Source organism: Streptomyces sp. NPDC002884 (assembly GCF_040295245.1).
Lineage (GTDB): Bacteria > Actinomycetota > Actinomycetes > Streptomycetales > Streptomycetaceae > Streptomyces.
Map to the genome: position 1 here is coordinate 59,715 of NZ_JBEOVB010000020.1, position 14,252 is coordinate 73,966.

Annotated in this window: 12 protein-coding genes; 7 read left to right on the plus strand and 5 right to left on the minus strand. The window is 73.0% G+C overall.

What is annotated here, in order from left to right:
• Window positions 1-102: 102 nt before the first annotated feature.
• The 4 genes from ABT070_RS31015 to ABT070_RS31030 are packed head-to-tail and all read left to right on the plus strand — an operon-like array spanning window position 103 to window position 4,907.
• Entirely contained in the window at window positions 103-681 is a 579-nt protein-coding gene (locus ABT070_RS31015) for a (2Fe-2S)-binding protein (RefSeq protein WP_351765398.1), read from the plus strand.
• On the plus strand, window positions 678-1,670 hold the full coding sequence (locus ABT070_RS31020) for an FAD binding domain-containing protein (protein WP_351765399.1): 993 nt from the start codon (window positions 678-680) through the stop codon (window positions 1,668-1,670). Before ABT070_RS31015 ends, ABT070_RS31020 begins: the two co-directional genes overlap by 4 nt.
• Window positions 1,667-3,793, plus strand: coding sequence for a xanthine dehydrogenase family protein molybdopterin-binding subunit (locus ABT070_RS31025; RefSeq protein ID WP_351765400.1), 2,127 nt, complete (start codon window positions 1,667-1,669; stop codon window positions 3,791-3,793). Before ABT070_RS31020 ends, ABT070_RS31025 begins: the two co-directional genes overlap by 4 nt.
• Complete coding sequence (locus tag ABT070_RS31030; protein WP_351765401.1) at window positions 3,786-4,907, plus strand: XdhC family protein; 1,122 nt, start codon at window positions 3,786-3,788, stop codon at window positions 4,905-4,907. The genes ABT070_RS31025 and ABT070_RS31030 overlap by 8 nt, the downstream gene beginning before the upstream one ends.
• 196 nt (window positions 4,908-5,103) lie before the next feature.
• On the opposite strand, the gene ABT070_RS31035 is transcribed toward ABT070_RS31030, so the two are convergent.
• The 5 genes from ABT070_RS31035 to ABT070_RS31055 form a co-directional block, all read right to left on the minus strand.
• On the minus strand, window positions 5,104-6,030 hold the full coding sequence (locus ABT070_RS31035) for a hypothetical protein (RefSeq protein WP_351765402.1): 927 nt from the start codon (window positions 6,028-6,030) through the stop codon (window positions 5,104-5,106).
• A gap of 464 nt (window positions 6,031-6,494) precedes the next feature.
• A complete protein-coding gene (locus ABT070_RS31040) occupies window positions 6,495-7,463 on the minus strand; it encodes a Clp protease N-terminal domain-containing protein (RefSeq protein ID WP_351765404.1) in 969 nt (322 codons plus the stop codon).
• 59 nt (window positions 7,464-7,522) lie between these two features.
• A complete protein-coding gene (locus tag ABT070_RS31045) occupies window positions 7,523-8,527 on the minus strand; it encodes a TAXI family TRAP transporter solute-binding subunit (RefSeq protein WP_351765405.1) in 1,005 nt (334 codons plus the stop codon).
• On the minus strand, window positions 8,524-9,936 hold the full coding sequence (locus tag ABT070_RS31050) for a sensor histidine kinase (protein WP_351765407.1): 1,413 nt from the start codon (window positions 9,934-9,936) through the stop codon (window positions 8,524-8,526). Before ABT070_RS31050 ends, ABT070_RS31045 begins: the two co-directional genes overlap by 4 nt.
• 11 nt (window positions 9,937-9,947) lie before the next feature.
• Window positions 9,948-10,616, minus strand: a complete 669-nt coding sequence (locus tag ABT070_RS31055) for a response regulator transcription factor (protein WP_351765408.1) — start codon at window positions 10,614-10,616, stop codon at window positions 9,948-9,950.
• Window positions 10,617-10,793: 177 nt separating this feature from the next.
• On the opposite strand from ABT070_RS31055, the gene ABT070_RS31060 reads away from it, so the two are divergent.
• The 3 genes from ABT070_RS31060 to ABT070_RS31070 are packed head-to-tail and all read left to right on the plus strand — an operon-like array spanning window position 10,794 to window position 14,151.
• Window positions 10,794-11,819 carry an amidohydrolase family protein gene (locus ABT070_RS31060; RefSeq protein WP_351765409.1) on the plus strand — a complete coding sequence of 342 codons (1,026 nt, stop codon included), beginning with the start codon at window positions 10,794-10,796 and terminating at the stop codon, window positions 11,817-11,819.
• A 5-nt stretch (window positions 11,820-11,824) separates the two neighbouring features.
• Entirely contained in the window at window positions 11,825-12,745 is a 921-nt protein-coding gene (locus ABT070_RS31065) for an amidohydrolase family protein (protein WP_351765411.1), read from the plus strand.
• 47 nt (window positions 12,746-12,792) lie between these two features.
• The gene (locus tag ABT070_RS31070; RefSeq protein WP_351765412.1) at window positions 12,793-14,151 is read left to right on the plus strand and encodes an MFS transporter; all 1,359 of its coding nucleotides are present in this window, start codon (window positions 12,793-12,795) and stop codon (window positions 14,149-14,151) included.
• Window positions 14,152-14,252 lie beyond the last annotated feature (101 nt).

The following is a 14,252-nucleotide window of genomic DNA, read 5'->3' on the forward strand; positions in this document are numbered from 1 at the left end:
CGTCCCGTGCGCCCACCCCCGCCACCACGAACGACGCACCTCGGCAGTCGTCAGGCACCGGCCGCCGCCGCCCCAGGTTCCGGAAGCGCGAAAGAAGCTCTCATGGCCTTACCGACGTCCAGCGTCATCACCCTGCACATCAACGGCGAGCGGCACACGCTGCCCGTCGACCACCGCACCACCCTGCTCGACGCCCTCCGCGAGCGACTCGACCTCACCGGCACCAAGAAGGGCTGCGACCAGGGGCAATGCGGAGCCTGCACCGTTCTGGTCGACGGTCGCAGGACCGTGGCCTGCCTCCAGTTCGCGGTCGCCGCCGAAGGACGTGAGATCACCACCATCGAGGGCGTGGCGGACGGCGACCGGCTGCACCCGGTACAGCAGGCCTTCCTCGATCTAGACGGCTACCAGTGCGGCTACTGCACTCCGGGACAGATCTGCTCGGCGATCGGTGTGCTCACGGAGCACGCCGCCGGATGGCCGAGCGCCGTCTCGGCCGACGTACGGCCCGCGGCCGGACCACCACCCCTGACCGCGGACGAGATCCGTGAACGCATGAGCGGCAACCTGTGCCGCTGCGCCGCCTACCCCTCGATCGTCGAGGCGGTCACCCGCGCCGCGGAATCCGGGGCCGTGGCGCGCACGGGTGCCGCACCGGAACCGAAGGAGCCCGCGGCATGAGGGAGTTCGACTACCGGAAGGCCTCCGACGTACCGGGCGCCGTCGCGCTGCTCGGCTCCGACCCGGACGCACGCTACCTCGCCGGCGGCACCAACCTGGTCGACCTGATGAAGACCGGCGTCGAACGTCCGGGACGGCTGGTCGACGTACGCGGCCTGCCGCTGGACCGCGTCGAGCCGACCCCGGCCGGCGGCGTACGGATCGGCGCGACCGTCACCAACAGCGACCTCGCCGCCCATCCCCTCGTCCGCACCCGCTACCCGGTTCTGGCGCAGGCGGTGCTCGCCGGCGCCTCCGGCCAGCTGCGCAACATGGCCACCGTCGGTGGCAACCTGCTCCAGCGCACCCGCTGCGCCTACTTCACCGACACCACCGGACCCTGCAACAAGCGGACCCCCGGCAGCGGCTGTCCCGCCGTCAGGGGCGAGAACCGCAACCACGCGGTCCTCGGCGCCTCCACGCACTGCGTGGCCGTGCACCCGTCGGACATGGCCGTCGCGCTGGCGGCCCTCGACGGCGTGGTGCACTACGAGACCGCCGAGGGACCGGGCGAACTGCCCCTCGGCTGGTTCTATCTCCCGGTCGCCGACACCCCGCACCGCGAGACCGCACTGCCGCCGGGCGCGCTGATCACCGGCGTCACCCTGCCGCCCGCTCCGGTCGCCGCCCGCTCTCGCTACCGCAAGGTGCGCGAGCGCGCGTCCTACGCGTTCGCCGTCGGCTCGGTCGCCGCCGCGCTCGACGTCCGCGACGGTGTCGTGCGCGAGGTGCGCCTTGCGTTCGGCGCGGTGGCCTCCCGGCCCTGGCGGGCCCGCGCCGCCGAGCGGATCCTCACCGGGGCGCCCGCCGAGGCGGAGTCGTTCGCGGCCGCCGCGGACGCCGAACTGGCCTCCGCCCGGCCCTTGTCGCACAACGGATTCAAGGTGACCCTGATGCGCAACCTGACCGTGGCCGTGCTGAGCGAACTCGCCGAGGAGTCCGCCCGATGACGACGACCGAGGCGCCCCTCGCCGCCGTCCGCGCCGTCGGCACCGGTCACGTCCGCGTGGAGGGGCGGGACAAGGTCACGGGTGCGGCCCGGTACGCGGGCGAGATTCCCTTCGCCGAACTCGCCTACGGCTGGCTGGCGTTGTCCACCGTGGCGCGCGGCCGGATCCGGGACGTCGAGGCGGACGCCGTCCTCGCGCTGCCCGGCGTCCTCGCCGTGCTGGACCATCGCAACGCCCCGGCGCTGAAGACCGACTACGTCGGCCTGCTGGGCACCGTCCCGGACCCGACGTGCGCCGTCTTCCAGAACGACCGGGTGCCCCATCTGGGCTGGCCGGTGGCGCTGGTGGTCGCCGAGACGTCCGAGCAGGCGCGCGAGGCCGCCGAGGCCCTTGTCGTCCACTACGAACAGGACCCGCACGACGTCGGGTTCACCGGCGGCCACCCCGACGCCCACCCGTCCGACGGCCATATGCCGGCCGTGACGGAGAAGGGTGATCTGGAGGCCGAACTCGCCGCGTCCGCCGTCGTCGTGGACGCGACGTACACCACACCGGAAGAGCACCATCACCCGATGGAGCCGCACGCGGCCACCGCCCGCTGGGAGGCCGGCCGGCTCGAGGTGGTGGACTCCAACCAAGGCGCCACCTGGGTCGTCGCGGAACTCGCGAACCTCTTCTCGCTCGATCCCGCGTCGGTGCGGGTGCGTTCGGAACACGTCGGCGGTGGCTTCGGCAGCAAGGGCGTGCGCGCCCATCAGGTCGCCGCCGTGATGGCGTCCAGGACGGTCGGGCGTCCGGTACGGGTCGTCCTGACCCGCCGCCAGATGTTCACGCTGGCCGGCCACCGCAGCCCCACGATCCAGCGGGTCAGGCTCGGGGCGGACACCGACGGGCGCCTGCGCGCCCTGGACCACCGCTCGCTCAGCCGCACCTCCACCGTGCACGAGTTCGTCGAGCCCAGCGCCGGCGTGGCCCGGGTGATGTACGACGCCGACGCGCACCGCACGGAGAACCAGGTCGTACCGCTCGACGTCCCGAGCCCCACCTGGATGCGCGCGCCGGGCGAGGCGCCGGGGTCCTTCGCGCTGGAGGCCGCGCTCGACGAACTCGCCCACGGATGCGGCATCGACCCGATCGAGCTCCGGCTGCGCAACGAACCGGACCGGGGGCCCGTCTCCGGCCTCCCCTTCGCCGGCCGCAATCTGCGTGCCTGCTTCGAGGAAGGCGCCCGCCGCTTCGGCTGGGACCGGCGCGATCCGCGGCCCGGAGTGCGCCGCGAGGGGCGCTGGCTGCTCGGCACCGGTACCGCGGCGGCTTCCTTCGGCGCCGGGGCCGCCCCGTCCACGGCCTCGATCACCGCCGAGGCCGACGGCCGCTTCACCGTACGGATCTCGGCGGCGGACATCGGCACCGGCGCGCGGACCGCCCTCACCCTGGTCGCCGCGGACGCCCTGGACGTCCCGCCGGAACGCGTACGGGTGCGCCTCGGCGACAGCGCGTTCGGGCCCGCGATGATCGCGGGCGGTTCCATGGGCACCCGGTCCTGGGCATGGGCCGTCATGGCCGCCGCGGGCGAACTGCGCGACCGGCTCGTGCCGGGCGCGGCGATCCCGGCCGAGGGCGTCACCGTGCGCTCCGACACCACCCAGGCGGTCGCCGCCCTCGCGCAGAAGGAACGGCACTCCTTCGGCGCGCAGTTCGCCGAGGTCGCCGTCGACATCGCCACGGGCGAGGTGCGGGTACGGCACATGCTCGGTGTGTTCGCGGCGGGACGCATCGTCAACCCCCTCACGGCGCGTGGGCAGTTCACCGGCGGCATGATCTGGGGCATCTCCATGGCCCTGCACGAGGAAGCCGCGCGCGACGCGGCCTCCGGTGGGCCCGTCGGAGCGGATCTCGCGGGCTACCACGTGGCGACGCACGCCGACGTCTCGCGCGTCGAGGCGCACTGGGTGGCGGACGACGACCCCGACGACCCGGTCGGCATCAAGGGCATCGGCGAGATCGGGATCGTCGGCGCGGCCGCCGCCGTCGCCAACGCCGTGTGGCACGCGACCGGCGTACGCCACCGCAGCCTGCCCATCCGTCCCGACCGTGTCCTGGCGGGCGGCCTCGATGCTTGACCTCGCGCCGCAGCTGGGCGCGTGGCTGGCCGAGGGCCGCAAGGCCGCCGTCGCGACCGTCGTGTCCGTCGGCGGCAGCGCGCCACGCGGTCCGGGCGCCGCCCTCGCCGTCGACGGGGAGGGAATCGTCATCGGGTCGGTGTCCGGCGGCTGCGTGGAGGCAGCGGTCTACGACCTGTGCGCCCAGGCACTGCAGACCGGCGACAGTGCGCTGGAGCGCTTCGGCTACAGCGACGAGGACGCTTTCGCCGTCGGGCTGACGTGCGGCGGGGTCCTCGACGTCCTGGTCACCCCGGTCACGGCGGACGGTCAGGTCGGTGCGCTGCTGCGTTCCGCCCTGGACGCTTCGGCACAGGGCGGACCCGTCGCCCTCGTGAGGGTCGTCCGCGGTCCTGACTCTCTTGTCGGCGCCGCGATGCTCGTGCACGCCGACGGCTCCCGCGAGGGCCGGCTCGGCGGGCACGAGGACCTCGACCGCGCTGCCACGGCGCAGGCCCTCGCCGCGCTCGACACAGGCCGTACCGGCACGGTCGAGCTGTCGCAGGACGGCTCGCACTGCCCCGGCGGCCTCACCCTGCTCGTCGAGACGAGCGTGCCGCCGCCCCGGATGATCGTGTTCGGTGCCGTCGACTTCGCGGCGGCCCTGGTCCGGGCCGGCCAGTTCCTCGGCTATCACGTCACCGTGTGCGACGCCCGGCCCGTCTTCACCACCCCGGAGCGCTTCCCCGAGGCCGACGAGGTGGTCGTGGACTGGCCGCACCGCTATCTGCGGGGCACCCGGACGGACGCGCGCACCGTGGTGTGCGTGCTCACCCACGACGCCAAGTTCGACGTTCCGCTGCTGGAGGTCGCGCTGCGGTTGCCGGTGTCGTTCGTCGGCGCGATGGGTTCCCACCGCACCCACGCCGACCGGGACCGACGGCTGCGTGACATCGGCCTCCAGGAGCACGAGTTGGCGCGGCTGAGGTCGCCCATCGGGCTGGACCTCGGGGGGCGTACGCCGGAGGAGACCGCTCTGTCGATCACGGCGGAGATCGTCGCCGCCCGCCGGGGCGGGACGGGCCTGCCGTTGACCGGTTCGGACAGGCCGATCCATCACCGCCGCTCCGCCTGACGGGCGGCACGCTTCCTCGGCGGGGGCGCGCAGCCCGTCCGGTGGCCCCTTCCCCAGCGCGGACCGGGCCGTCGGGCGAGCCCGGACCCGGGCCGCGGCGGTCGTCCGGTACCGGTCGGCCGCCACCGGACCGGTGCGCCGGGCCGCCACGCCCGACGCGGACGGCCGCACGCGCCTGCCGGGGCTGCGGGACGATTCAGAGGCGCGTCGGCGCGTAGAAGGTGCTGATCCAGGCGTCGCCGGAGGAGTTGACCGCGACCATGGTCGCGTGCTGGTTGACGATGCCGAAGTAGTAGGTGCGGGTGGTGCCGGTCTGCGTCAGGGCACTGGTGACCGATACCGCTCCGGTGGCGTTGATCTTGTCGCGGGCATCCTGGAGGTACGTGGCGATCAGGCCGTTCACGCCGGCCTGATCGCCGGGAATCTGAGCCGTGGTGCGCAGGATGTGCTTGAGGGCGTGCCCGGCCAGGGCGTTGGGCGTACGGAAGTTGAGCCGCGCCCTCGCGGCCTGGATCGTCGGGGCGAATCCCGGCCGGTGGGTCTCCCAGTCCGCTTCCACGCCCAGCCGTACCGGTCCCGCGGCCGCGGCTGCCGGTGAGCCCACCGCCAGGGCGTACATCGCGTCCACCCGTCCCGGATACGTGTTCGCGTCGTAGGCTCCGCCGAAGTTGCTCACGGCGGCCAGGAAGAACGCGTGCAGCTGGGTGAAGTCGAGCACCGTGGCCGCCTGCTGCCGGTCGGCGAACGCCGTCCCGGCCGCGGCGACCACCGGGTTCGCGCCGCCCGGCTGGGACCTCGCGGACTCGTGGTACCGCAGCAGCGCGATCTGCTCGTCCAGAGTGGTGAAGCGGTCGGCGGCGAGCCCGAGGGCGGTGCGCGCCTCCGGTACGTCCGCCAGGTGACGGTCCAAGGTCACCCGCAACCTCCCGAGCGCGGCGGCGAACGTCCCGTCGGTCGCGGTCACCAGGGCGGGCAGCGCCCCGGCGACCCGGACCCCTTCCAGGAACGCGGGGTGCGCGCGGAAGGACTCGCCGTTCGCCCCCTTCACCGTCCACACAGGATCGGCCTGCGCGTACACGGCCTGCTGCGCGGTGAGTGCCTGCTTGAGCTCGTCCCACGGCATGTGCGTATCCCCCTCGGTGACATCCGCCCGCCTCTGCTGCCGCCGGGACTCTCCCCTGCCCGAACGGCTACGAACGGTCGCCAATCGGCGCGTCCCTCACTCTTTCGTGGCAAATCCGGCGTGCCAACCCGGCGGCCGGGGCGCGCGGGAGCAGAAAGGGCGCACGCAACGCATACCGACGGGGAGCCGGTACCTCCGAGCCGGCAAATCGGGCGGCCACCGCGATCACCGCGGGCGGCCACCGTCGCCGACCCGGGGCCGGTGCTGGTCGTCTGCACCGCCGTCGGGGGCGGCCCCGACGGCGAGGCTCCGACTGCTCGCCGGCCTGCTCGACACCCGCTGACCCGGGGCACGTTCCTCGTCCCGGTCTCCGGGCGGACGGAGCCGGCTCGCACCGGATCCGGGACGGCGCCGCGGGCGACCCGCGCCCGGCCACCGTCCCGGACCGCCTGGTGCCAGGCCGGTCAGGGACCGGTACGGCCCGGGAGATCGGCCGGATCCACACCGAGCGCCGCCAACAGCCGCACACTCCGGTTGTCCGGCTCGCTGAGCAGCCGGGCAAGGAGGTCGGAGGTACCGCCGGCCATCGTGTCCCTGAGCAGCTCCCGGGGCGGCACCGCGTCACGGCCGAGGTCGGTGCTCGCCATCACCGCGCCCATCTGTTCGTGTTCCACCCCGACCGCGACCAGGGCCTCGGCCCCGTCGTAGTCGCCCTTCGCGTCCTTCGTCAGGTGCGGATAGGCCCGCGCGACCGCGTACGTCCTCATCATGCCCAGGAGGACGTCGTCGGTGCGGACCTTCCCACCGTGCCGTCCGGCGAGTTCCCCGGCTTCCAGGCGCGCCCACAGCACCGGGTGTATCGCGGCGTTGAACGGGGCCGTCCGGACGAGGAGCGTCGTCCAGAACTGCCCGAGCTCACGCGGCTTGTAGCGGCGGCGGCCCACCAGGGCGTCGCGGGTGGAGCGCAGCTCCGGCGGAACGGTGTCCTCCTGGGCAGGGGGCTGCCCCGACCGTACGGCCTGCCGCAGTGCGATGACGTCGACCCCGGACTCGTTCAGGTAGCCGACCGCCCCGCTGGACGGGTCGCCCAGGAGGGCCGCCAGCAGATCGGCCGGCGTGCGCTCCGCGCCCTGACCGGTCACGGACGGCTCCTCCTGGCACCGGGCGAGCGCGGTCGCACCGGCCGTGCTGAGCGTGAGCGAGCGGTCCGCCTTTCCGGCCAGGGACACCTCGGCCTCACCCGACTCCTCGTCCATCGCCGCGACGCCCCTGCGGACCACCTGTGCCGTGAGGCCGTACGGTGCGAGGAACTCCTGGACCCGTGGGTCCTTGCTCACGCAGGCCAGCAGGTCATGGGTGTTGACGTGGCGGCCGGCGTAGACCGGGCGTAAGGCGGTGAGCAGGCTGTGGTCCGCGTGGAACTCTGTAGTCATGGGGAGATTCTGGCCGAGTCGCGGGGAGGCCCGCTGTCCAGGGCCGCGTGCGAAGTGACTCAGCCGTGCAGCGAGCGGTACGCCGCGACCGCGCCGGGGTGCAGTGCGATGCCGCCCGTACCGGTCAGGCTGCCGACGTCGAGGAACTGAGTGCCGACGGCGTTGCCGGGAACGAGGGCGCTCGCCCGCAGGACCAGCAGGCGGGTCAGCGCGTCGGCGACGCCGCGGGGGAGGTCGGGGCGGCACACCAGCAGGTTGGACACTCCGATGGTGCCGACTCCGCCCGCCGACCGGTACGCGCCCTGCGGCAGGGACACCTCCTCCAGGCCCGACCCGGCCAGGCCGTCGCGGCCGCCCAGCCGGGGCAGCAGACCGGCCAGCGGCAGGAACCGCAGGCCGACCCGGTCGTCGAGGTCGGTCAGGGTGGGCAACGGTACGCCGCCCGCGACGAGCAGGGCGTCGACCGAACCGGTCCGCATCGCGTCGGCCGCGTCGGCCAGCGGGAGGTGGCGCACGGGCGCGTCGGTGCCGGTGCCGGTGCCCGGGGACAAGCCCGCCGCGCGCAGGATCCTGTCGCCCAGTACGGCCGCACCTGATCCGGTGGCGCCGAGCGAGACGGTGTGTCCGGCCAGGTCGGACACCGTGCGCACGGGCGAGTCGGCGCGCACGACGAACTGCAGGTAGGTCTCGTACACCCTGCCGAGCGCGCGCAGGGGCACGGGGTGCGGGAAGAGGCCGGCGCCCTGGGCCGCCAGTGCGGTGTCGGTGAGGACGAGTGCGAGGTCGGCGCGCCGGTCGCGGAGCAGTTCGATGTTGGTGACGCTGCCCGCGGTGGTACGGACGTGGCAGCGCAGACGGGGATACGCCGCTTCGAGCTCCGTGGCGAGGAGGTGGCCGAAAGCCGCGTAGAACGCGGTGGGCTCTCCGGTCGCGACGCGCAGCACCCCGCTCGGGCCGGGCAGCTGCCGGGAGGCGTCGGCCGTGAGCGCGCCTCCGAGGACGGCGGCGGCCGCCGTGCCGAGGGCGGCGCGGAGAAGGGCGCGGCGGTCGACGGGACGGGTCATGGGGCGCCCCCGTCGCCCGGCGTGCGCGGCAGCACGGCCCTGGCCCGCAGTCCCCGCGGCCGCGCCGGTTCCAGCTCCAGTCGGCCACCCCGCCCCGCCAGCAGTTGTTCGGCGATGGCCAGGCCCAGTCCCGTACCCGCCGTGCCGTCCTGTCGTTGCCGGCCCGAGCGCCAGAACCTGGTGGTGGCCAGTGTGAGTTCCTCCGTGCCCAGGCCGGGGCCGTCGTCGGTCACCATGAGGACCGCCAGCGGGCCTTCGGTGGTGCAGCGCAGCGAGATCTCGGCGCCCGGGCCCGCGTACTTGATGGCGTTGTCCACGAGGATGTCCGTGATCTGGGCGAGTTCGCGGTCCGTGCAGGCGGCCATGGTCCGGTCCGCGGCGGCCCGGAGCGTGAGGCGGACGCCGGCTCGGTGGGCGACCGGCTCCCACAGACGGTGCTGGGCGACCGCCACGGCCGTGATGTCGCAGCGGGCGTCCGAGCCGTCGGTCACCGTCAGTTCCCCGGCCCGGTGCTCCGCGGCGGCGAGGGCCAGCATGTCGTCGAGGAGGGTCTCCAGGCGGTCGAGCTCGGTGGTGACCCCGGTGTAGGTGCGGCTCGCCGACGCGGGCAGGTGGGTGTGCAGGGCGTCGACGCGGAGCCTCAGCGCCGCCATGGGGTTGCGCATCTGGTGGGACGTGTCGGCGACGAGTCTGCGCTGCTGTTCCAGAGCCGCCGTGACCGTGCGCGCCATACGGTTGAAGCCGATCGCGAGCTGGCGCAGTTCGGGCGGGCCGCCGGCCCGGGTCTGTTCGGGCGGGAGTCCCGCGGCGAGCTGGCCGACGGCACGGTCGAGGCGGCGCAGCGGGCTGACGACCCAGCCCGTCGCGGCCCGGGCGAGGACCGTGCAGGCGACGGCGACCAGCGCGGCGCCCGCGAGGACGGCGGCCCAGCGCCGGGTGATGTCCTCGGCCGCGGTCCCGACCGAGGCCCGCAGTACGACGGCCCCGGAGACCCGGGTCCCGGTGCCCGCGGGCTCGGCGAACATCCGGGATCCCCGTGACCAGGGGCGCAGCGCCCCCGTGGGGTGCGCGGTCTGGTTGCGCAGCGCCGCGTCGAGCAGCCGCGCGACGTCCGGGTCGGCGGCCCGCATGCCGCCGGTCTGGACGACGGGGTTGCGGCGCGTGTCGGTGACGACGAGGGGTTCGCCGTACAGCTGTGTGTAGCGCCGCGCCTCGGCGGCGACGGCCGAGGTGTCGCCGGTCGACGCGGCCTGGTCCATGAGAGAGGCGAAGCGGTCGAGGTCGGCGCTGCGGGCGAGGACCAGCTGCTGGGTGCGGTCGGACGCGGTGAACAGCAGCAGCGGAACGGCGAACGCGGCCACCGCGATCACGACGAACAGCAGGAGTGCGGCCTGGACCCGGGTGCGCATGCGTCGTCCCCTCAGTCCTCGAGGTCCCCGAAGCGGTAGCCGAAGCCCCGGATCGTGGTGAGCAGCTCGGGGCGGCGCAGCTTGGCGCGCAGTTGCGTGAGGTGGACGTCGAGGGACCGGGACACGGCGTGGCGGGCGTCGCCCCACACCTCGTCCAGGACCTGTTCGCGGCTGACCGCCGTGCCCGCACGCCCGGCCAGCACGGCGAGGATGTCGAACTCCTTGGTGGTCAGTTCGACCTCCGACCCGGCGACCCGGACCCGCCGCGCGTCGAGGTCCACCTCGACGTCACCGGCACGGGCCGTCCGTGCCGAGGAGGCGCTCTTCGCCGCGTTCCGCCTGGTGACGGCGTCGATCCGGGCGAGCAGTTCGGCGAGGCGGACCGGCTTGACGAGGTAGTCGTCGGCCCCGAGCCGCAGGCCGCGCACGACCGAGCGCTCGTCGCCGCGGGCGGTGAGCACCACCACCGGCATGTCGCTCACCGCACGCAGGGCGCGCAGGACGTCCAGTCCGTCCGTGTCGGGCAGGCCCAGATCGAGAAGGAGCAGGTCGGAGCTGCGGTGGTAGGTCAGCACCTCCCGGCCGTACCGGACCCGCCGGGTGACATGACCGTGGTCGTACAGGACCTCGACCAGCGCCGCGGCCACACCGTCGTCGTCCTCGGCCAGCAGGATCTGCACCCTGACCACCTCCTTTCGGCCACTCCCGGCCACTGCCTCCAGCCGAATGTAGACCACACCGACCGCGCACCCGGCGGAGTGTTAAGGGGAGGTTAGTTCTGTGTTCGGCCCCCTCGTCCGCCGGTGCGGGGCGGAGCCAGGCTGCACGGCACCCAGCAGCCCGAGAAGGACGCCGTAATGATCATCGACTGTCACGGTCACTACACGACCGCCCCGCCGGCCCTGGAGGCATGGCGCCACCGGCAGATCGCCTCCCTGACCGACCCGTCGGCCGCCCCCGCCCGCGCGGACCTGCGCATCGACGACGACGAGCTGCGCGAGACCATCGAGCCGAACCAGCTGCGGCTGATGGACGAACGCGGCATCGACATGACGGTCTTCTCGCCCCGCGCGTCGTTCATGGCGCACCACGTCGGGGACTTCGAGACCTCCGCCGCATGGACGGCCATCTGCAACGAACTCTGCTTTCGGGTGAGCCGGTTGTATCCGGAGCGCTTCGTGCCCGCGGCGATGCTCCCGCAGTCGCCCGGTGTCGACCCCGCCACCTGCGTACCGGAACTCACCCGCTGCGTGCGGGAGTACGGCGCCGTCGCGGTGAACCTGAACCCGGACCCGTCGGGCGGTCACTGGACCGCGCCGCCGCTCACCGACCGCTCGTGGTACCCCGTCTACGAGAAGATGGCGGAGTACGACATCCCGGCGATGGTCCATGTCAGCACGAGCGTCAACCCCGCCTTCCACACCACGGGCGCGCACTACCTGAACGCCGACACCACGGCGTTCATGCAGCTGGTGCAGGGCGACCTGTTCGCCGACTTCCCGACCCTGCGCTTCGTCATCCCGCACGGCGGCGGCGCCGTCCCCTACCACTGGGGCCGCTTCCGGGGCCTGGCGATGGCGCTCGGGAAGCCTCCGCTGGAGGAACACGTCCTGGGCAACGTCTTCTTCGACACCTGCGTCTACCACCAGCCCGGCTCGGATCTCCTCTACGACGTCGTCCCGGCCCGCAACATCCTCTTCGCCTCGGAGATGATCGGCGCCGTCCGCGACATCGACCCGTGCACCGGCCACCACTTCGACGACACCCGTCGCTACGCGGAGGCGGCCGGGCTGCCCGCGGACGACCTGGCGGCGATCCAGGAGCACAACGCCCGCGCCGTGTACCCCCGCCTGGACGCGCTGCTGAAGCGCCAGGGGCGGTGACCCGCGTGAGTGCTCCCGCCCCCAAGTCCCCCGGCTGGCTGGACTGGTACCGGAACCCGTCCAGGCCTGCCTTCCGGCTGCCGCCGGGGGCCGTCGACACCCACTGTCACGTCTTCGGCCCGCAGGCCGACTTCCCCTTCGCGCCGGAACGGAAGTACACGCCCTGCGACGGCGGCAAGGAGGAGTTGTTCGCCCTCCGCGACCACCTGGGCGTCGACCGCAACGTCATCGTGCAGGCCACCTGCCACGGCGCGGACAACAGCGCCATGGTCGACGCCGTCCGAGCCGCGGGCGGCAGGGCGCGCGGCATCGCGACGGTCCGTCCGGACATCAGCGAGGGCGAGTTGCTCGAACTCGACGCGGCGGGCGTGCGCGGAGTGCGGTTCAACTTCGTACGGCGTCTGGTCGACAGCTCGCCCGAGGACGACCTGCACACGATCGCCAAGAAGGTCGCTCCGCTGGGCTGGCACGTCGTCCTCTACTTCGAGAGTGCCGACCTGCCCGAACTGGAGGGATTCTTCGGGTCGTTGCCCGTTCCGCTGGTGGTGGACCACATGGGACGCCCGGACGTGACCCAGCCGGTGGACGGGCCGCAGTTCACCCGGTTCCTGCGCTTCGTCGACGACAACGACGTCTGGGTGAAGGTGAGTTGTCCCGAGCGTCTCAGCGTGACGGGACCCGCCGCCCTGGACGGCGAACGGCACGCCTACACCGACGTCGTCCCCTTCGGCCGCCGCGTCGTCGAGGAGTTCCCCGACCGGGTGCTGTGGGGCACCGACTGGCCCCACCCCAACCTCACCGGCCACATGCCCGACGACGGACTCCTCGTCGATCACCTGCCGCGGGTGGCGGTCACCGAGGAGCAGCGGCACAAGCTCCTCGTCGCCAACCCGATGGGCCTCTACTGGCCCGGCGAGCACATCTGACGTCCCCGACTCCCCCGTACTCCCCTCCACTTCGACAAGGGCCGCTCATGAAACACGCCAACGCGCTGAACCGGCTGGACAGGCTTCCGGTCTCCCGGTTCCACAAAGTCACGCTGCTCGCCGTCGCCTTCGCCTACTTCTTCGAGTTCGCGGACATCAACAGCTTCGCCACCACCGCGCCGAAACTGATCAAGCTGTGGGGCCTGACGGTCGACCAGGTCGCCTACGTCACCTCGCTCTCGTTCGTCGGGATGTTCCTCGGGGCGATCGTCGCCGGGTCCATCGCCGACCGGTGGGGCCGCAAACGGGCACTGCTGTGGACGACGCTGTTCTTCGGGATCTCCTCGTTCGCGGCGGTCTTCTCCTGGGACCTCGTGTCCCTGGGCGTGTTCCGCGTGCTGACCTCGGCGGGGCTGTCGGCGATGACCGTCGTGGGGGTCGTCTACGTCAACGAGATGTACCCTTCGGCGATCCGCGGCAAGTACCAGGCGTACGCCATCGCCATCGGTATCTGCGGAACGCCCGTCACCAACCTCATCGCCAGCGCCGTCGTCCCGCTCAACGACTGGTCGTGGCGGCTGGTGTACCTCTGGGGATCCCTGGGCATCCTCCTCGTCCTGTTCACCCGGCACCTCAAGGAGTCGCCCCGCTGGCTGGAGAGCAGGGGCGAGCACGCCGAGGCGGACGCGGTCCTGAGGGAGATCGAGGCGAGCGTCGCCGCGGAGAAGGGCCCCCTGGCCGAGCCCGCGCCCCCGGTCGACGAAACGCCGTCGACAAGGGCGCCGCTGCGGCTGCTCCTCCAGAGGAAGTACCTGTTCCCGACGCTGCTGCTCACCGTGCTGTGGATGACACAGACCATCGGCTTCTTCGGCTACTCCAGCTGGGCGCCCACCCTGCTGGCCAAGGAGGGCTTCAGCGTCGAGAAGTCCGTCTTCTACGTGGCCCTGACCACCGTCGGCGCACCGCTCGGCTGCTACCTGGCGTCCCTGGTCACCGATCGCTTCGAGCGCAAATGGTGTCTGGTCGCCTTCGGCACGGTCATCGCCGCCTGCGGCCTGCTGTACGGGCTCACCTTCAACCCGGTCCTCATCATCGTGTTCGGCTTCCTGGTGAACCTCTTCGAGCGCGGCTACACCGCACTCGCCTACGCCTACTCCCCCGAGCTCTTCGACACCCGCAGCCGCTCCCTGGGAACGAGCGTCTCCTACGGCCTCGGCCGGCTGTCGAACGCCGCCGGTCCGCTGATCGTCGCCGCGCTCTACAACGGCCACGGCTACCGGAGCGTCTTCTACTTCATCGCCGGCACCTGGCTGCTCGGCGCCCTCGCCCTGGCCGCCTTCGGCACCCGCACGCGTTCGGCACGCCTCGCCGAGGCGGACCGGCACCGTGTGAGCGTCCCCGCCTGAGGCGGACCGGGGCCCGCACGCGCGGATACTGCGGGCTCAGGAGGGCCGTACTGCTGTTTCAGTAGGTGAAGTGTCGGCAGGCGCAGGCAGACGTGAGCGGC

What these genes read in the sequence shown, in the direction of transcription:
- ABT070_RS31040 (WP_351765404.1), bottom strand. Translation starts at nt 7,463, where the DNA reads ATGACTACAGAGTTCCACGCGGACCACAGCCTGCTCACCGCCTTACGC.
- ABT070_RS31060 (WP_351765409.1), top strand. Translation starts at nt 10,794, where the DNA reads ATGATCATCGACTGTCACGGTCACTACACGACCGCCCCGCCGGCCCTG.
- ABT070_RS31035 (WP_351765402.1), bottom strand. Translation starts at nt 6,030, where the DNA reads ATGCCGTGGGACGAGCTCAAGCAGGCACTCACCGCGCAGCAGGCCGTG.
- ABT070_RS31020 (WP_351765399.1), top strand. Translation starts at nt 678, where the DNA reads ATGAGGGAGTTCGACTACCGGAAGGCCTCCGACGTACCGGGCGCCGTC.
- ABT070_RS31070 (WP_351765412.1), top strand. Translation starts at nt 12,793, where the DNA reads ATGAAACACGCCAACGCGCTGAACCGGCTGGACAGGCTTCCGGTCTCC.
- ABT070_RS31015 (WP_351765398.1), top strand. Translation starts at nt 103, where the DNA reads ATGGCCTTACCGACGTCCAGCGTCATCACCCTGCACATCAACGGCGAG.
- ABT070_RS31050 (WP_351765407.1), bottom strand. Translation starts at nt 9,936, where the DNA reads ATGCGCACCCGGGTCCAGGCCGCACTCCTGCTGTTCGTCGTGATCGCG.
- ABT070_RS31025 (WP_351765400.1), top strand. Translation starts at nt 1,667, where the DNA reads ATGACGACGACCGAGGCGCCCCTCGCCGCCGTCCGCGCCGTCGGCACC.
- ABT070_RS31030 (WP_351765401.1), top strand. Translation starts at nt 3,786, where the DNA reads ATGCTTGACCTCGCGCCGCAGCTGGGCGCGTGGCTGGCCGAGGGCCGC.
- ABT070_RS31045 (WP_351765405.1), bottom strand. Translation starts at nt 8,527, where the DNA reads ATGACCCGTCCCGTCGACCGCCGCGCCCTTCTCCGCGCCGCCCTCGGC.